The sequence below is a fragment of the Tateyamaria algicola genome, from assembly GCF_047715485.1.
Lineage (GTDB): Bacteria > Pseudomonadota > Alphaproteobacteria > Rhodobacterales > Rhodobacteraceae > Tateyamaria.
On the sequence record NZ_CP180422.1, the window covers coordinates 2,525,229 to 2,542,480 of the forward strand.

General features: G+C 62.6%; 16 protein-coding genes and 1 pseudogene. 13 read left to right on the forward strand and 4 right to left on the reverse strand.

Annotated elements, in window-relative coordinates; translation table 11 throughout:
* Positions 1–37: 37 nt before the first annotated feature.
* Both nudC and ACMHLQ_RS14860 read left to right on the forward strand, forming a co-directional pair.
* Complete coding sequence (nudC, locus tag ACMHLQ_RS14855) at positions 38–1,006, forward strand: NAD(+) diphosphatase (protein WP_415401480.1); 969 nt, start codon at positions 38–40, stop codon at positions 1,004–1,006.
* A gap of 39 nt (positions 1,007–1,045) precedes the next feature.
* Positions 1,046–1,513, forward strand: coding sequence for an SRPBCC family protein (locus ACMHLQ_RS14860; protein ID WP_415401481.1), 468 nt, complete (start codon positions 1,046–1,048; stop codon positions 1,511–1,513).
* On the opposite strand, the gene ACMHLQ_RS14865 is transcribed toward ACMHLQ_RS14860, so the two are convergent.
* Positions 1,510–2,340, reverse strand: a complete 831-nt coding sequence (locus tag ACMHLQ_RS14865) for a prephenate dehydratase (protein ID WP_415401482.1) — start codon at positions 2,338–2,340, stop codon at positions 1,510–1,512. The two genes, ACMHLQ_RS14860 and ACMHLQ_RS14865, sit on opposite strands and share 4 nt — an antisense overlap.
* A 140-nt stretch (positions 2,341–2,480) precedes the next feature.
* Here ACMHLQ_RS14865 and ACMHLQ_RS14870 point away from each other — a divergent pair, with 140 nt between their 5' ends.
* From ACMHLQ_RS14870 to ACMHLQ_RS14890, 5 genes are all read left to right on the forward strand, one after another.
* Positions 2,481–2,990 (forward strand): c-type cytochrome, encoded by a 510-nt coding sequence (locus ACMHLQ_RS14870; RefSeq protein WP_415401483.1) that lies wholly within the window; start codon positions 2,481–2,483, stop codon positions 2,988–2,990.
* 192 nt (positions 2,991–3,182) lie between these two features.
* On the forward strand, positions 3,183–5,135 hold the full coding sequence (locus ACMHLQ_RS14875; RefSeq protein ID WP_415401484.1) for an extracellular solute-binding protein: 1,953 nt from the start codon (positions 3,183–3,185) through the stop codon (positions 5,133–5,135).
* Positions 5,136–5,139: 4 nt separating this feature from the next.
* A complete protein-coding gene (locus ACMHLQ_RS14880; protein WP_415401485.1) occupies positions 5,140–6,231 on the forward strand; it encodes a microcin C ABC transporter permease YejB in 1,092 nt (363 codons plus the stop codon).
* Positions 6,231–7,406 carry an ABC transporter permease gene (locus ACMHLQ_RS14885; RefSeq protein ID WP_415401487.1) on the forward strand — a complete coding sequence of 392 codons (1,176 nt, stop codon included), beginning with the start codon at positions 6,231–6,233 and terminating at the stop codon, positions 7,404–7,406. The genes ACMHLQ_RS14880 and ACMHLQ_RS14885 overlap by 1 nt, the downstream gene beginning before the upstream one ends.
* The gene (locus ACMHLQ_RS14890) at positions 7,403–8,983 is read left to right on the forward strand and encodes an ABC transporter ATP-binding protein (RefSeq protein WP_415401488.1); all 1,581 of its coding nucleotides are present in this window, start codon (positions 7,403–7,405) and stop codon (positions 8,981–8,983) included. The genes ACMHLQ_RS14885 and ACMHLQ_RS14890 overlap by 4 nt, the downstream gene beginning before the upstream one ends.
* Positions 8,984–9,030: 47 nt before the next feature.
* Here the strand turns inward: ACMHLQ_RS14890 and ACMHLQ_RS14895 are convergent, their stop codons facing one another.
* A complete protein-coding gene (locus ACMHLQ_RS14895; RefSeq protein ID WP_415401490.1) occupies positions 9,031–9,318 on the reverse strand; it encodes a DUF6552 family protein in 288 nt (95 codons plus the stop codon).
* A 205-nt stretch (positions 9,319–9,523) separates the two neighbouring features.
* Between ACMHLQ_RS14895 and ACMHLQ_RS14900 the strand changes: the two genes are divergently transcribed.
* A complete protein-coding gene (locus ACMHLQ_RS14900; protein WP_415401491.1) occupies positions 9,524–10,399 on the forward strand; it encodes a LysR family transcriptional regulator in 876 nt (291 codons plus the stop codon).
* Between the two features lie 43 nt (positions 10,400–10,442).
* Entirely contained in the window at positions 10,443–11,255 is an 813-nt protein-coding gene (locus ACMHLQ_RS14905; protein WP_415401493.1) for a zinc-dependent peptidase, read from the forward strand.
* Positions 11,256–11,259: 4 nt separating this feature from the next.
* Here the strand turns inward: ACMHLQ_RS14905 and ACMHLQ_RS14910 are convergent, their stop codons facing one another.
* Entirely contained in the window at positions 11,260–12,669 is a 1,410-nt protein-coding gene (locus ACMHLQ_RS14910) for a D-alanyl-D-alanine carboxypeptidase family protein (protein ID WP_415401494.1), read from the reverse strand.
* 267 nt (positions 12,670–12,936) lie between these two features.
* Entirely contained in the window at positions 12,937–13,665 is a 729-nt protein-coding gene (locus tag ACMHLQ_RS14915) for an HAD family hydrolase (RefSeq protein WP_415401496.1), read from the reverse strand.
* A gap of 78 nt (positions 13,666–13,743) precedes the next feature.
* On the opposite strand from ACMHLQ_RS14915, the gene clpS reads away from it, so the two are divergent.
* The 4 genes and pseudogenes from clpS to hemF all read left to right on the forward strand — a co-directional run bounded on the left by clpS (position 13,744) and on the right by hemF (position 16,839).
* Positions 13,744–14,097 carry an ATP-dependent Clp protease adapter ClpS gene (gene clpS / locus ACMHLQ_RS14920; RefSeq protein ID WP_415401498.1) on the forward strand — a complete coding sequence of 118 codons (354 nt, stop codon included), beginning with the start codon at positions 13,744–13,746 and terminating at the stop codon, positions 14,095–14,097.
* Positions 14,098–15,081, forward strand: coding sequence for a class I SAM-dependent methyltransferase (locus ACMHLQ_RS14925; protein WP_415401499.1), 984 nt, complete (start codon positions 14,098–14,100; stop codon positions 15,079–15,081). It abuts the gene before it with no gap.
* Positions 15,082–15,084: 3 nt separating this feature from the next.
* Positions 15,085–15,887, forward strand: a pseudogene (locus ACMHLQ_RS14930) (SDR family NAD(P)-dependent oxidoreductase).
* Between the two features lie 58 nt (positions 15,888–15,945).
* Positions 15,946–16,839 carry an oxygen-dependent coproporphyrinogen oxidase gene (gene hemF, locus ACMHLQ_RS14935; protein WP_415401501.1) on the forward strand — a complete coding sequence of 298 codons (894 nt, stop codon included), beginning with the start codon at positions 15,946–15,948 and terminating at the stop codon, positions 16,837–16,839.
* The last annotated feature ends 413 nt before the right edge of the window (positions 16,840–17,252 follow it).

Here is a 17,252-nt window from a genome sequence, read left to right on the forward strand (position 1 = left end):
GCCTGCGGCAAAACGGTACGGACAAAGGGACAGGGGCATGAAACACGCCGAAACGGTCACGTTCGGGGGCTCGGCCCTCGACCGGGCCGCCGAGATGCGCGGGGATACGGCAGCGTTGGCGGCCGCCCTGGCCGATCCGACAGCCCGCACGATCCTGTCATGGCGCGGCAAGCCGCTGATCTCGCGCACGCGCCCGGCACATCTGATGCGCGTGCCCCTCGACCACCCGGCCCTGGCTGACGCGCAGGCAGATGCTGTTTTTTTGGGCTGCGAGGACGGCGCACCCCGGTTCGCCCACGACCTGTCGGGATGGCAGCCGGATGGTCTGGACGCCGCGCAACTCGGCGCCTTTCTCGATCCGAGCGAACAGCGCCACCCCGCCTTTGCCGCAGATGAGGTCTTTGCCGAACTCAGGCGGGTGATGACATGGCTGACCCCGCGCGATGCAGAACTGGCGGCAACGGCCAAGGCGATCTTTGGCTGGCACGCCACGCACGGGTTCTGCGCCAGATGCGGGGTTCGCTCGGACATCACGCAAGGTGGCTGGCAGCGCACGTGCCCGGCCTGCGGGGCGCACCATTTTCCGCGCACCGATCCGGTGGTCATCATGCTGATCACCAATGGCAATTCCGTTCTGATGGGCCGCTCTCCGGGCTGGCCCGAGGGCATGTATTCGTTGCTTGCGGGCTTTGTCGAACCGGGTGAGACGCTCGAGGCGGCAGTGCGGCGCGAAGTGTTCGAAGAGTCCGGCGTGCGGGTCGGGCATGTCGATTATCTGTCCAGCCAGCCCTGGCCATTTCCCGCCTCGTTGATGTTTGGCTGCCACGGGCAGGCCACCAGCAGCGACATCACCATCGACCCGGTCGAGATCGAGGATGCGATGTGGGTCACCCGCGAGGAAATGATGGCCATTTTCGCAGGCGATCACCCGACGATCCTGCCCGCCCGCAAAGGCGCGATTGCACACTTTTTGCTTGAAAACTGGCTTGCGGATACCCTTGATTAAGGGGACACTGCCCAAAACCAATCGTCACAGGCATTTTTTATGAAATTCTCGGCCAGGGAAGACATTGCAGCACCAATTGAAAAGGTCTTTGCGTCCTTGTGTGATTTCGAAGGGTTCGAGCGGCAGGCGATGCGCCGCGGGGCCGAAGTGCAGCGGGTCGATCCGTTGACGCAGCCCGGCGTCGGCATGAAATGGCAGGTCAACTTCAGCATGCGCGGGCGCAAGCGCGACGTGGAAATCGAGCTGGTCCGCTTTGACGTGCCCAATGAAATGCTGTTCGACATCCGCTCGTCCGGGATCGACGGAAACTTCACGCTCGAGCTGCTGGCTTTGTCACGCAACCGCACACGCATGGCCGTGGCGCTCGACATCACGCCGCTGAACCTGTCGGCGCGGTTGCTGGTGCAGTCGTTGAAACTGGCCAAGAACAACCTGACCAAGCGGTTCAAGCTGCGCGTCGCCGACTATTCCAAAAGCCTCGAGGATCGCTTGCAGCGCAGCGCCTAGTCGCGCTTGGCCGCAGCCGGGTAGACCCCCAGAATATCCAGCCGGTTGGTGAAGTAATCCAACTCTTCCAGGGCCCGTGCCACTGCGGGGTCATCGGGATGCCCTTCGACATCCGCATAGAACTGCGTCGCCGTAAAGGCACCGCCCACCATGTAGCTTTCCAGCTTGGTCATGTTGACGCCATTCGTGGCGAAGCCGCCCATCGCCTTGTAGAGGGCGGCGGGGATGTTGCGCACCTCGAAGACGAAGGTGGTGATCATGGTTTCGGCCCGCCGCGCGCTGTCGGCATTGGGCGACATCAGCAGGAACCGCGTGGTGTTGTGCCCCTGATCCTCGATATCGCGCGCCAGAACGTTCAGCCCGTGAATGTCGGCCGCCACGGACGAGGCGAGCGCACCCACACCCATTTCACCGGATGCCGCAATGGCAGCGGCAGCGGCGGCACTGTCGGGTGCGGCCTCGGCAGCGATCTTGTGGGCATCGAGATAGGCGCGGGCCTGCGGAATCAGCACAGGGTGGGCGCGCACCAGCTTGATGTCGTCCAGCGCTTGGCCCGGCAGCGCCATCAGCGCGATCCGCACGCGAACAAACGCCTCGTCCACGATGTGCAGACCGCTTTGCGGCAGCAGACGGTGAATGTCGGCCACGCGGCCATAGGTGGTGTTTTCGACGGGCAGCATGGCCATGTCCGCATCGCCCGCGCGCACGGCGGCAATCGCGTCTTCAAAGGCATAGCTGGGCACGGGAATCGCATCGGGCCGTGCCTTCAGAACCGCCTCATGCCCATAGGCGCCCAAATCCCCCTGGAACGCGATCCGCTCTGCCATTGTCTGCCCCTTGCAAGTCTGTGCGCCGCATACCGATACGGGCAGGGCGATTGGTCGCGGTTTCTATACCTTGCCAGTGGGAAGGGGAAGCAATAGATACGCGCCGGAACGACCACTTAAGTGACGGGACCGGAATCCACATGTTCGACACGATGACCTTCACCAAGATCGCAAGCAGCCTGTGCGGGGCACTGTTGATTCTTCTGCTCGGGAAATGGGCAGCGGAAGAGCTGTATCATTCCGGCGGCCACGGCGGTGAGCAGGCCTATGTCATCGACACAGGCGTGGACGACACCGAAGAAGTGGTCGAGGAAGTGCCATTTGCCGAAGTTCTGGCCTCGGCCGATGTGGGCGAAGGCGCCAAGGTGTTCCGCAAGTGCAGCGCCTGCCACAAGGTTGAAGACGGCGCAAACGGGACCGGCCCCCACCTTTACGGCGTTGTGGGCCGCGACATTGCCTCGGTTGATGGCTACGGATCCTATTCGGGCACTCTGACGGACCTCGAAGGCGACTGGTCCCCGGAAAATCTCAACGCTTTCCTCGAAAACCCCAAAAGCTGGGCACAGGGCACATCCATGGCCTTCAACGGCCTGCCCAAAGTCGAAGACCGGGCAGACGTGATCGCCTATCTGGACAGCCTCGACGACTGATTGTTTCAATTCTGACCTGACAAAAGGCCGCTCGCACCCCGCGCGCGGCCTTTTTGTTGCGCGATGTTACAACTTGCTCACGCAAGAACGCGTCAGATCACGTATTCTCAAGTTGCATATTGGCGTCGCTGCCCTTTAGCTTACCTCTAATGAACAAGACGGCCATGAATGCCACTCACAGGAGGATCAGCTATGCGCAGAACCGATCAACAGGACCCCGGCGTGGCGCGCGTCAAGGCAGCGCGCAACATATATGCCTTGTGGGGCGCGCTGGGCGTCTTGGGTCTGATCATCACCCTTGCGCTCACCTCTCTGGCCCGCGCGGACGGGCACGAGAAAATCATCTCCTCCCACGGGTACAATTTCTACGGCCAGCTTTCCTATCCCGAAGATTTCAACCACTTCAATTACATCAATCCCAATGCCCCCAAGGGCGGCGAAATCTCCATCGCATTTGTCGGCAGCCTCGATTCCATGAACCCCTATGCCCGTCAGGGCCGCGCGCATGCCTTTTCGGTGTTCATGTACGAAAGCCTGCTGGGCGAAGGCCCGGGCGGCGTCGCAACACCGGCCGACGTGTATTCCGAGTACTACGGGCTGCTCGCCGAACGGCTGGAATACCCCGAAAGCAAGGACTGGGTGATCTTCTACATGCGCCCCGAGGCGCGGTTTTCCGACGGCACCCCCGTCACAGCCCACGACATCGCCTTCAGCCACAACCTGCTGCTCGACCAGGGCTTCAAATCCTACGCAGATTCCGTGCGCGCCTCGATACCCAAGGTCGAGGTCATCGACGACCACACCATCAAATTCTATTTCGCCGAAGGCATCTCGCGCCGCAGCCTGATCGAACAGGTCGGCGGTGTGCCCGCGTTCTCGCGCAAATGGTTCGAGGAAACCGGCGAACGGCTCGACAAGACCCGGATCGTGACGCCCCCCGGCTCGGGCGCCTACATGGTCGACTCGGTGGATGTGGCGCGCCGCATCGTGCTCAAGCGGAACCCGGACTACTGGGGCAACGATCTGCCCTTCAACAAGGGGCGCAACAACTTCGACACGCTGCGCCTCGAAATCTTTGGCGACAGCGCAGCCTCGTTCGAGGCATTCAAGGCCGGCGAATACACATTCCGCGCCGAAGGCGACTCGCGGCTCTGGGCCACGGGCTACAACTTTCCCAAGGTCGACAGCGGCGCCGTCGTCACGAAAGAGCTGAGAGACGGCGCACCCGCCACACCAACTGGCATCGTGTTCAACCTCGGCTCCGAACAGCTAAAGGACCGGCGCGTGCGTCAGGCGGTGGCGCTGGCCTATAACTTCGAATGGTCCAACGAAAGCCTGCAAAACAGCCTGTTCTCGCAGCGCGTTTCCTTCACGCAGGATACGCCCCTGATGGCAACCGACGCCCCGACCGGGCGCGAGTTGGAGATCCTGCAATCGCTGGGCGACCTCGTGCCGCCCGAGATGCTGACATCGCCCGCCCTTGTGCCGCACACCTCGAACCCCGCAACGCTGCGCGACCGGCGCAATGCGCGCGCGGCGATGAAGCTGCTGGATGATGCGGGCTGGCCCGTGGGGAATGATGGCATCCGCCGCAATGTCGCCGGGGAAACGCTGTCGCTCAACTTCCTGTTCAACAGCGCGGCCTCGCCAACCCTGACCGGGGTCATGGAAAACTTTGTCTCCAACGTCAAAGACATGGGCATCGACATCCGGCTGGAACGGGTGGATTCGTCGCAATTCACCTCCCGCCGTCGCGACCGCGACTATGACCTGATCTATGCATCCTACGCCGCCTTCCTGGGCACCGGTACCGGGCTGGAACAATACTACGGCTCCGGCGATGCGGCGTTCTCGCTGTTCAACCCCGCCGGGCTGGCCAGCCCGCTGGTCGACGCGCTGATCGAGATATCGCTGAACGTGGACAACCGCGAGGATGAAAAGGCGGCGATGATGGCCGTGGATCGCGCGCTGCGCTACGAATTCTTCATGATCCCGCTGTGGTACAACCCCAGCCATTGGGTCGCCTATTACGACATGTATGAACACCCCGAGTTCATCCCGCCCTACGCCTTGGGCTACCTCGATTTCTGGTGGTACAACGAGGAAAAGGCCGCCGCGCTCAAAGCTTCCGGCGCGCTGAGGTAAACTTATGGGCCCCTATATCCTGCGCAGGCTGCTCTTGGTCATTCCGACCTTGCTTGGCATCCTGTTGGTCAACTTCACCCTCACCCAGTTCGTGCCCGGTGGCCCTGTCGAACAGGCCATTGCGCGCGCGCAAGGGGGCGGGGACGTGTTCGGCGGCTTTGCCGGGGGCAACAATGATGCAGGGCAGGACGAGCTGAACACAGGGTCTGACAGCACCTATGTGGGCGCGCGGGGTCTGCCGCCCGAATTCATTGCCGAGTTGGAGCGCGAGTTTGGTTTCGACAAACCGCCCGTGCAGCGCTTTTTCAACATGGTCTGGAACTATGCGCGGTTCGATTTCGGGGAAAGTTACTTCCGATCTATCTCGGTCATAGACCTGGTGATTGAGAAACTGCCCGTCTCGATCACCTTGGGTCTGTGGTCAACGCTCATCGCCTACCTGGTGTCGATCCCGCTGGGCATCCGAAAGGCGGTCAAGGATGGCACCGCCTTTGACACCTGGACATCCGGTGCGATCATCGCGGCCTATGCCATTCCGGGCTTTCTCTTTGCCATCCTGTTGCTGGTGCTCTTTGCGGGCGGGTCATACTGGCAAATCTTCCCCCTGCGCGGGCTGACCTCGGACAATTTCGACGACCTCACCACATGGGGCAAGATCGCGGACTATTTCTGGCACATAACGCTGCCCGTGCTTGCAGGCACCATCGGGGCCTTTGCCACGCTGACCTTGCTGACGAAAAACAGCTTTCTGGACGAGATCAAGAAACTCTATGTGATGACCGCGCGGGCCAAGGGGCTGTCCGAACGCCGCGTGCTTTATGGCCACGTGTTCCGCAACGCCATGCTGATCGTGATCGCCGGGTTCCCGGCAGTGTTCATCGGCGTGTTCTTTGGCGGCTCGCTGATCATCGAGACGATCTTTTCGCTCGACGGGCTGGGGCGGCTGGGGTTCGAGGCCGCCGTGGCGCGCGATTATCCCATCGTCTTTGGCACGCTCTACATCTTTGGCCTCATGGGCCTGCTGGTCGGTATCCTGTCGGATCTCATGTATGTGCTGGTCGACCCCCGCATTGATTTCGAGCGGAGGGAAGGCTGATGGCGTTGCGCGAACCTGTGATCGAGCCGGAACAGCCCGTCGTGGTGCCCGAGCCCAAGCGCCCGTTCTTTTCCCTGTCGCCGCTGAACCAGCGCCGTTGGCGAAACTTCAAGAAAAACCGGCGGGCCTATTGGTCGCTCTGGATCTTCAGCATCCTCTTTGGTCTCAGCATGTGCGCTGAACTGATCGCCTACGACAAGCCGATCCTCGTGCGCTACCAAAGCCAGTTCTACATGCCGATCTGGAATTTCTACGCCGAAACGGACTTTGGCGGCGACTTCCAGACCGAGGCGGCCTACCGCGATCCCGAGGTCGAATGCCTGATCGTATCCGGCGGGCTCGAGAGTTGCTTTGACGACCCCGCAGGCGTGATCGAAGACGCCCAAGACGGTGTTGTCGACGGCGAACCGATCAACAAGGGTTGGACCATCTGGCCGCTCATTCCCTACAGCTTTGACACTGCCGTAGACCGCCCAGGTGCCGCGCCCCTGCCGCCCAATGGCGAGAACCTGTTGGGCACGGACGGCACCAAACGCGACGTGCTGGCGCGCGTCATTCACGGCTTCCGCCTGTCCGTGCTGTTCACCCTCGTGGTCACCGGGGCCTCGGCCTTCGTCGGGATCATCGCGGGCGCGGTGCAGGGCTACTTCGGCGGGCGCACCGACCTCATCTTCCAGCGCGTGATTGAAATCTGGTCCTCCACCCCCAGCCTCTATGTCATCATCATCATGTTCGCGATCCTGGGGCGAAGTTTCTGGCTCCTTGTGTTCCTCCTGATCCTGTTCGGCTGGACGGGGCTGGTTGGCGTTGTGCGGGCCGAATTCCTGCGGGCGCGCAACCTCGAATACGTGCGCGCGGCGCGGGCGCTGGGGGTCAGCAACCTCACCATCATGTTCCGCCACATGCTACCCAATGCGATGGTGGCGACACTGACCATGCTGCCCTTCATCATCACCGGCACGATTTCCTCGCTTGCGGTGCTCGACTTTCTCGGCTTCGGCTTGCCGTCCTCGGCCCCCTCGCTTGGTGAACTCACGCTGCAAGCCAAACAGAACCTGCAAGCGCCCTGGCTCGCCTTCACCGCCTTCACGGTGTTTGCGCTGATGCTCAGCCTGCTCATCTTCATCTTCGAAGGCATCCGCGACGCCTTTGATCCGCGAAAGACGTTCTCGTGACACCCCTCCTCGATGTGCAAAACCTCTCTGTCGGCTTCCGCCAGGACGGCCAGTTGACCCAAGCCGTGCGCGGCGTGTCCTTTTCCGTCGGGCGGGGCGAGACCGTGGCGCTGGTGGGCGAATCCGGGTCGGGCAAATCCGTCTCGGCCCTCTCGACCGTGTCGCTCTTGGGCGACAGCGCCGAGGTCACAGGTTCGGTCACCTACGAGGGCCAGCAGATGATCGGCGCGGATGAGAAACTGCTGCGCAAGGTGCGCGGCAACGACATCTCCTTCATCTTTCAGGAACCGATGACGTCGTTGAACCCGCTGCACACGATTCAAAAGCAACTGGGGGAAAGCCTCGCCCTGCACCAGGGTCTGGCCGGTGACGCGGCCCGCAATCGCATCCTCGAACTGCTGGACAAGGTCGGCATCCGAGACGCCGAAACCCGGCTCAACGCCTATCCGCACGAATTGTCGGGCGGGCAGCGCCAGCGCGTGATGATCGCCATGGCACTTGCCAACAAACCCGACGTGCTGATCGCGGACGAACCCACCACTGCGCTCGACGTCACGATCCAGGCCCAAATCCTCGACCTGCTGGCCGACCTCAAATCCAGCGAGGGGATGGGGCTGCTGTTCATCACCCACGACCTCGGCATCGTGCGGCGCATCGCCGACCGCGTCTGCGTCATGCAAAACGGCGAGATCGTGGAAACGGGGCCGACCAAGGACATCTTTGACGCGCCCCAACACCCCTACACCCAAAAACTGCTCAGCGCGGAACCCTCGGGCCAGCCTACGCCGGTTCCTGCGGACGCAAAACTGGTGGCAGAAACGAACAACCTCAAGGTCTGGTTCCCCATCACCGCAGGGCTGTTGCGCAAGACGGTCGGCCATGTGAAGGCGGTCAACGACGCCACGCTAAAGGTGCACGCAGGTGAAACCGTGGGCATTGTGGGCGAATCCGGTTCGGGCAAGACCACACTCGCGCTTGCCATCATGCGACTGATCTCGTCCGAAGGCGGGATCGTCTATATGGGTCAGGACATCCGCGCCTGGTCGGTGCGCGAATTGCGACGGCTGCGCAAGGACATGCAGATCGTGTTCCAGGACCCCTACGGCTCGCTCAGCCCGCGCATGACGGCGATGCAGATCATCGCCGAGGGCCTCGGCGTGCACGGGATCGAAGACGGGCGGCCCGTGCGGCAAGTGGTGGCCGAGGTGATGGCCGAAGTGGGCCTGGACCCCGCCACGATGGACCGCTACCCGCACGAATTTTCCGGCGGCCAGCGTCAGCGGATCGCCATTGCGCGGGCCATGGTGCTGCGACCCAAACTGGTGGTGCTGGATGAACCCACATCGGCGCTCGACATGACCGTGCAGGTGCAGATCGTGGAACTGCTGCGCGGGTTGCAGCAGAAATACGGGCTGGCCTTCCTGTTCATCAGCCACGACCTCAAGGTCGTGCGCGCGATGTCGCATAAGGTGCTGGTGATGAAACAGGGGGATGTGGTCGAACAAGGCGCCGCCGAGGACCTGTTCGAGCGGCCCAAGACGGACTACACGCGCCTGCTGCTGCAAGCCACGCATTAGGGACGGCGGCGCGCAACGGCACTTGGCCAGCCGCGCACCACCGGTTTTCAGGCGGACAAGAGACCACCCATCATGATGGCTGCCGCCACCGCATGGATCAGCATGATCGCGCGGTCATTCCAGCGCATCCCGACGATAAACCAGCCGCCGATGCTGACGCAGAACAGGTACATGTTCAGCGGCGTCGCCTCCATGGCGGTCGCGACATAGGCCAGGATATGGACGATGGATGCGACCCATTTGATCGTATCGGTGCTGACCCGCCATTGGCTCTGTGCGCGCGCTTGGGCGCGTGACATCGACACGGTTTTCACAACCGGCTCAGATCGATGCATTTGGTCTGAGGCCGTTGCCACCACTTGCGACCGGGGATGCGCACGCGGGTGCAGGGGCGTGTGCGGGTGGCCGTCATGAAAGTCTGAGCATAGATATCAAGCATTTCGGACCTCTTGGGGTTGTGTCTGTTGCCCCATCAATATTGCGTTTTGCGCTATTTCATGCGAGTCAAATGGATATCTGTCGTGTAAGGTGGAATTACATATGGAATGGCGCAATCTGCCCCCGCTTGCCGCTTTGCGTGCCTTTGCGGCCTTTGTCGAAACCGGCAGCGTCGTGGCGGCAGGCGCGGCGCTTTCGGTCAGTCACGCGGCCATCAGCCAGCAATTGCGCAGCCTCGAATCCCATCTGGGCGTCACGCTCTTTGATCGTTCGGGCCGCTCGATTGCTCTCACGGGTGAGGGTGAACTGCTCGCGCAGGGCTGTGCCGACGGGTTTGCCAGCATATCGCGGGCCGTCGCGCTGGTGACGGGGGCCGAGGCGGCGCGCCCGCTCTATATCTCGCCGACGCCCAGCTTTGCGGCGGCCTGGCTCATGCCGCGCCTGTCCGAATTCCGGGTGGCGCATCCCGGCATCAATCTCGTGCTCGACCCCACGGCAGACCTCGTGACGCTGGTGCCGGGCGGTGTTGATCTGTCGATCCGCTATGGCACCGGCGGCTGGGACGGGCTCGAGGATGAATTGCTGGTCGAAACCTCGATGGTGGTGGTTGCTGCGCCCACCCTGATCGAAGGGCACGACACCTCGGATCTGACCCGGCTGGGCGAACTGCCCTGGCTGGAAGAGGTCGGAACCACGGAAAGCACGAATTGGCTGGCCGCGCATGGGGTGACCCACGGCGTCAGGGGCGCGCTGACCCAGGTGCCGGGCAACCTGATGCTGGACGGTGCGAGGGACGGGCAGGGCGTTGCCGTGACTGTGCGCACCTTTGTCGAGGCTGACATTCAGGCCCGTCGCCTCTGTGTACTGCACGAGGATGCGATCCCCGGCGCCGGGTACTATCTTGTCACGCGCCCCGGCATCCAGCGGCCTGCTTTGCGCGCCTTCATCCGCTGGATCAGAAAGGCCGCGCGCGCCTGATGCCGTTCCCATGCACCGGCCCGCCGCCTATATGGACATGACCATGCCTCTTCTGCTTCTCCTCCTCCTCGTGATCCTTGTCGCCGGCGTGATCGGCTGCCGCCGCTGGGCGCGCGCGCAACACCGTCGCCGCCTGCTGGCCAGTCGCCTTACGGATGCAGAGCGTGCGATTGTCGCGCAGCTGGTCCCGTTGACCCGCAGGCTGCCTGCCCATCTGCACAGCGCGCTCGAGGGCAAGATCAACCTGTTCCTCGATCAGGTCGACATGGTCGGTTGCAACGGGCTCGAGGTCAGCGAAGAGATGGAGCTTTCGATCGCCGCGCAGGCTTGTCTGCTCGTCGTGAACAGCGATGCCTGGTACAAGAACCTCAGCACGGTTCTGATCTATCCCGGCGCATTCAAGTCAAAGCAGACGATGCACGACGGCTATGTCGTGACCGAAGCCGAGGTCGTGCGCTCGGGCGAAAGCTGGACGCGCGGCCCGGTGATCCTGTCCTGGTCCCATTCGCACAAGGGCGCGCAGGATGACACGGACGGGCACAATGTGGTCCTGCACGAATTCGCGCACCAGATCGACGATTTGTCCGGTCACACCGACGGCGCACCAGTGATGAGCCGGGGGCAAAGCCTTGCCACGTGGGAGCGTGTGTTCGTCGATGCGCATGCTCGCCACGTCTATAATGTGGAACATGGGCGGGCGACGGTGATGGACGCTTACGGCGCGCAAAACCACGAGGAATACTTCGCCGTCGCGGTCGAGATGTTCTTTGAACGGCCCCACGATTTGCAGCGCGAAGAGCCCGACGTGTACGGGCAGCTTTCGCAACTGCTGCGGCTGGACCCGGCGACCTGGTAAGGGGCTAGGACGCCGGCCCGATCATGAAACAGGTCACATTGCGCGCCTGAAGCCGTCGGCAGGCCAGATCGGCGCTGTCGCGGGTCATGCCCATGAAGTTCGCGTCAAACCCGGTCGGCTTGCGCACCACCTTGCGCAGCGAGCCGTCCAGCGACGACATCTCGGCCAGGGCGGTTTGCAACAGCACCTTCTCCGCCTTGTAGCGGCTGGTGTAGCGGCCCACGTTCACACCCCAGTGCCGCCCGCCCGAGGTCGAGACGCGGGTCACCACCTCCGGCTCTGGCTCGACCCGCGCCAGCACCACGTCGGTGGGGCGGGCCGCAGGGCGTTTGACGGGCACAACCGATTTGGACGCAGGCGCTGCTGCTGCCGCTAGCGTCGCGGCGGCTGTCGTGGTTTCGGCCACTTGCGCGGCGACAAGCGCTGTCTGGATGTCATCCGGCAGCACGCTTGATGCAACGGGCGCTTCGGCCACCAGCACAGGCGTTTCAGCACCCGGGCGCAGTTTCGGACGGGCCGAGGTTTTGACCGCGCCGCTCAGGCGGATCACCTTGCCCGCACCTTTGGGGGCATCCTGATTGCCTGCCACGATCACAGGCGCGTCACCCGGCACATAGGACGGCTTGGCCGGCTTGCGCACAGGTGCGCGGCTCGGGGCGCGGCGGAACCCAAGGTCCAGCAACTCGGCCACCTTGGCATTGCGCGACGGTGTGGATTTGCCGCCAAAAACAGTGGCGATGATACGCTCCTGCCCCCGCTCGGCCGAGGCGACAAGGTTGAAACCGGCAGCGCGCGTATAGCCCGTCTTGATCCCGTCGGCGCCTTTGTAGGCGGCCAGCAGGCGGCGGTTGGTATTGGCCACATCGCGGATGCCCGCATGGGTCGAGGTGCGCGAAAACAGGTTGTAATACTGCGGATAATCATAAAGCAGATGGCGGCCCATGATCGACATGTCGCGGGCGGTGGACATGTGGCCCGTCTCGGTCAGGCCATGGGCGTTCTTGAACGTGGTGCGGGTCATGCCCAGCGACTTGGCTGTGCGGGTCATCCGGCGGGCAAATGCGGCTTCGGACCCCGATATCGCCTCGGCCATCGCCGTGGCCGCGTCATTGGCCGACTTCACCGCCGCCGCACGCACCAGATAGCGCAGCTTGATGCTCGACCCGGCCTTGAGACCCAGCTTGGACGGAACTTCCGCAGCAGCCTTTGACGACACCTTCACCTTGGTGTCCATCGTGATCTCACCCCGCTCCACCGCCTGAAAGACAACATAAAGCGTCATCATCTTGGTCAGCGATGCGGGATGCAGCCGGGTGTCGGCGTTGCGGGAATGAAGAACTTCTCCCGTGCGCGCATCCATCACGAATGCGGCATAAGGGGCGGCCACCACCGACGCAGGTACAATGACCAGCATCCAAAGCGCCGCAAATACGAAAAGCCCAAGCCGGGCCGACCAAAAATGTCGAACCTTCACGGTAAACCTGCCTATGTCTGCCTCTGACCGCCGATTATTCGGCTGGCCTTTTTGATTATTGAGGCAAGGCTAACACAGGAAAGAATTTCGATAAAGTGTTGATGGTGTTAACGTTTTGCTTTTTCTGCGCCTGCAAAACGCAACATTTGGGGGCATACGCATCCGGCCCCGCTAGACCGGCGATTGTGTCAGGAATGTGGCAGCGCCTTATCGCTGGCCCGACAGGAAATCCGGCAGCGCGCCCAAATCAGGCAGGGCAGCATAGCGCGGGTGATCGGTGGGGGCCTCTGCGGCCTCGAAATCCCAGGCCAGATCATGGGGCACGAACACGCCAAACCCGCCTGCATCAATCATCGGGCGCACATCCGATTTCATCGAATTGCCGATCATCATGCCCGCAGCAGCACCGCCAAATGCCCCGAAAACCCGTTCATAAACAGATGCTTGCTTGTCCGACACGATCTCGACCCCGTCAAACATCTCGCCCAGGCCCGACTGGGCCAGCTTGCGCTCCTGATCCAGCAGGTCGCCCTTGGTGATCAGCAGGACAGGGCCACGCGCACGGGCGGCGGCCACGGCCTCGGCGGCGTGGGGCAACAGATCAATGGGATGGCGCAGCATCTCCTGGCCGGCTGCGATCAGGTCGGAAATCACCGTGCCGGGTACGCGATTCTCGCTCACCTCCAGCGCGGTTTCGATCATCGACAACACGAACCCTTTGATTCCAAAACCATAATGCCCCAGATTGCGCCGCTCGGCTTCCATCAGGCGGCTGTCCAGATCGGCGCTGTCCACATACGGGGCCAGCAGGTCGGCAAACCGTTCCTGCGTCAGTTTGAAAAAGCGTTCGTTGTGCCACAGCGTGTCATCCGCATCAAAGCCGATGCATTTGATGACGTCAGCGCCAAAGCCAATGCCGGGGGTGAAATCGGTCATATCCAACCGCCCTCTTTTCTAAATGGACATCCGCGTTATATAGAGCACCCAATAACCCACCACAGGATTCTAGGTTTGATGACGATGCAGACGCATCAACACGTGCATATGATGGCTGGTCCCAAGGACGACGACAGCGACACCGCTGTCATCACCGAAACCAAGCCCAAGACCAAGCGGCCACCGCTTTATAAGGTCATGCTGTTGAACGACGACTACACGCCGATGGAATTCGTGGTGCACGTGCTGGAACGGTTCTTTGGTCTCAACCACGCCCAGGCGTTCGAGATCATGTTGACCGTGCACAAAAAGGGCCTCGCCGTTGTCGGCGTGTTCAGCCACGAAATTGCAGAGACCAAGGTCGCCCAGGTGATGGATTACGCGCGCCGTCACCAGCACCCGCTGCAATGCACCATGGAAAAAGAAGAATAAGTGATCCGTGATCGCCTGCCTTTGGCGCTCGAAGCGATGGAGCTTTCGGGCGACGGTGCCATTGCCGTGCTGCATCCCGGTCAGGATGCGGATATCTCCGCGCTGCCCCGCGACCGGGTTCTGGTTGTCTCGCCCCTCGCCACAGTCTGTGCGGCCTTTGCCGCGCGCGGTTACGAGGTGACGGCAGAACTGCCTGCCGATGCCCGTTTTGACACCAGCATCCTGTGCCTGACCCGCGCCCGCGCCGAGGCGCAGGCCCTGATGGCCACCGCGATGGAGCGGACGGATGGCTGGCTGATCGTGGATGGTCAAAAGACCGATGGCTGCGATTCGATGCTGAAGGCCCTGCGCGCCCGCACCGAGGTCTCCGCCCCCATCTCCAAGGCCCATGGCAAGATTTACTGGACTAGGGGCGGTGCCGATTTCACCGATTGGGCTGCTGGCCCCGCCCTGCATCCCGGCGGGTTCTGGACGGCACCGGGCGTGTTCTCGGCAGATGGGGTCGATCCGGCCTCCGAAATGCTGGCCGCCGCCTTGCCCGAGGTCATGGTCGGCACGGTGGCCGATCTGGGCGCGGGCTGGGGGTATCTGTCGGCCCATATCCTGACGCGCGACGTCAAGGTGGTGCATCTGGTTGAAAATCACGACATGGCCCTGCAATGCGCGCGCCACAACGTGACCGACCCGCGCGCGCAGTTTCACTGGGCAGACGCGACCGTTTGGACGCCGGATGACAAGGTCGATGCGGTGGTGATGAACCCGCCCTTTCACACCGGCCGGGCCGCTGATCCGTCGCTGGGCCGCGCCTTCATTCAGGCGGCGGCCCGCGTGCTCAAGCCCCACGGGGCGCTTTGGATGGTGGCCAACCGCCATTTACCTTACGAAGAAACCCTGACCAACAGCTTTGCCAAAGTGGTTGATCTGGACGGCGATGCGCGGTTCAAACTGGTGCGGGCCGAACGGCCCAAACGGACACGGGGATAGATCATGGCATTTTCGATCAACGGCAAGACGGTCATCGTGACCGGTGCCGCCAACGGTATTGGCCTTGCCATCGCGCGCCAGTTCGCGGATCGCGGGGCGAACGTGATGTGCGCCGACATGGATGAAAAGCGTCTCGCGGCCGAGCTGGGCGATGTCGTTGAAGAAGGCAACATTCGCTACTTCGCCGGTGATCTGCGGCAGCGGCTGACCATCGCCAACCTGATCTCGGCCACCATTGACGCCTTCGATCAGGTCGACATCCTCGTGAACGCCTCGCGCCAGGTGATGGAGACGGACGCGCTCGACCCCGAGGACAACTCGGTGGAGACGCTGCTCGAGCAGAACCTGATGACCGCCCTGCGTCTCAGCCAGCAGGTCGCGCGGCGCATGATCAAGCAGGCGGGCACGCGGGAAGAGGGGGCGAGCATCGGTTCGATCATCAACCTCAGTTCCATCGCCGCCCACCAGACCCGGCCCGAGTTGCTGGGCTATTCCATTGCCGCTGCCGGGCTGGAACAGATGACCCGGTCGATGGCGCTGGCGCTGGCGCCCCACGGCATCCGCGTGAACGCGGTGGCCTTCGGGTCGGTCATGTCGGCCTCGCTCAGATCCTCGATCGGCGATCACCCCGAATGGCGTGACGAGATCGAGACACGCACCCCCTGCACCGCATCGCCAGCCCGACCGAGCTGGTGGACGCCGTGCAATTCCTCGCCTCGGACGGATCGGGCTTTGTCACGGGCGATGTGATGACGGTGGATGGCGGGCGCAGCCTGCTGGATCCCGTGGACGTGCCTGCGCATTAACGCTTGGCCCCGTGGGGACGGTTGCGCTAAAAAGTGTCAACCAAACAGGACAGTGTGCATGACAGAACAGTTCGACACCCAAAAGGCCCGTGCCGCGGGTTGGTTCCGCCAGCTGCGCGACGATATCGTTGCGGCCTTCGAGGGGCTTGAAACCAGCCATTCCGAGGGTCCGATGTCGGACGCGGCGCCGGGTGTCTTTGAAGTGACCGAGACCAAGCGGTCGTCTGACGACGGATCGGATGCAGGTGGCGGGCTGATGAGCGTCATGCGCGGCGGCCGGGTGTTCGAAAAGGTGGGCGTTAACATTTCGACTGTCTACGGCACGCTGGGCGAACGGGCGCAGATGGCCATGGCCGCGCGCAAGGGCATTCCGGGGATGAAGGATGACCCGCGGTTCTGGGCCTCGGGCATCTCGCTGGTGGCGCATATGCAGAACCCCCACTGCCCCGCCGTGCACATGAACACACGTATGTTCTGGACCCCACATGCGTGGTGGTTCGGGGGCGGGTCCGACCTGAACCCCTGCCTTGAATACGACGCCGACACGGATCACTTCCACGCGCAGCAAAAGGCGCATCTCGATCCTCATGGTGACGACCTCTATCCCAAGCTGAAAGCCTGGGCGGACGAGTATTTCTACATCCCGCACCGCAACCGCGCGCGGGGTGTCGGCGGCATCTTTATGGACGATCTGTGCACCGGCGATTGGGAGGCGGATTTTGCGCTGACCCAGGACATCGGGCGCGCGTTCCTGCCCGCCTATGTGCCGTTGGTGGAAAAGCGCCGAGTGCAGGACTGGAACGAGGCGGACAAGGATGCGCAACTGGTGCATCGCGGGCTCTATGCAGAGTACAATCTGGTCTATGATCGGGGCACCAAATTCGGGCTTGAGACCGGGCACGATGCCAATGCGGTGCTGATGTCATTGCCGCCTTTGGCCAAGTGGGTGTGATCTGTCCCCGCGGGGACAGCCTGTTCGCCGCGGTAACGCGATCTTGGGCCTTTTGTGATTTGGGCCGTCTTTCAAAGGCTTGAGCGACGCGCGATCCGTTTCACGTTTCTTAACTGGCGATTTGGCACCAACGTGCCTGACGGGGCGCGGTCGCCTGCACTGCGAAAAACCGCGCCAAAAACCCCCTTTTCCTGATCTGACGGTCGGCTGCGCTTGCGGCTTTGGACGCGCGGTGGGTCTGATCCGGCGCTGACCAAAAGCGGTGTCGGCGGGACGCTGCCGGTTGTGCGAGTCTGCCACAAACCCGCAGTCGCGCCTGTAACCCGCCTGACGCGGTTTCGCTTCATGTCGCCCAGGCGACATTCGGTGTTTGTTAACGGGCCAATTCGCACACGTCCCAAGACCCGCCGTAT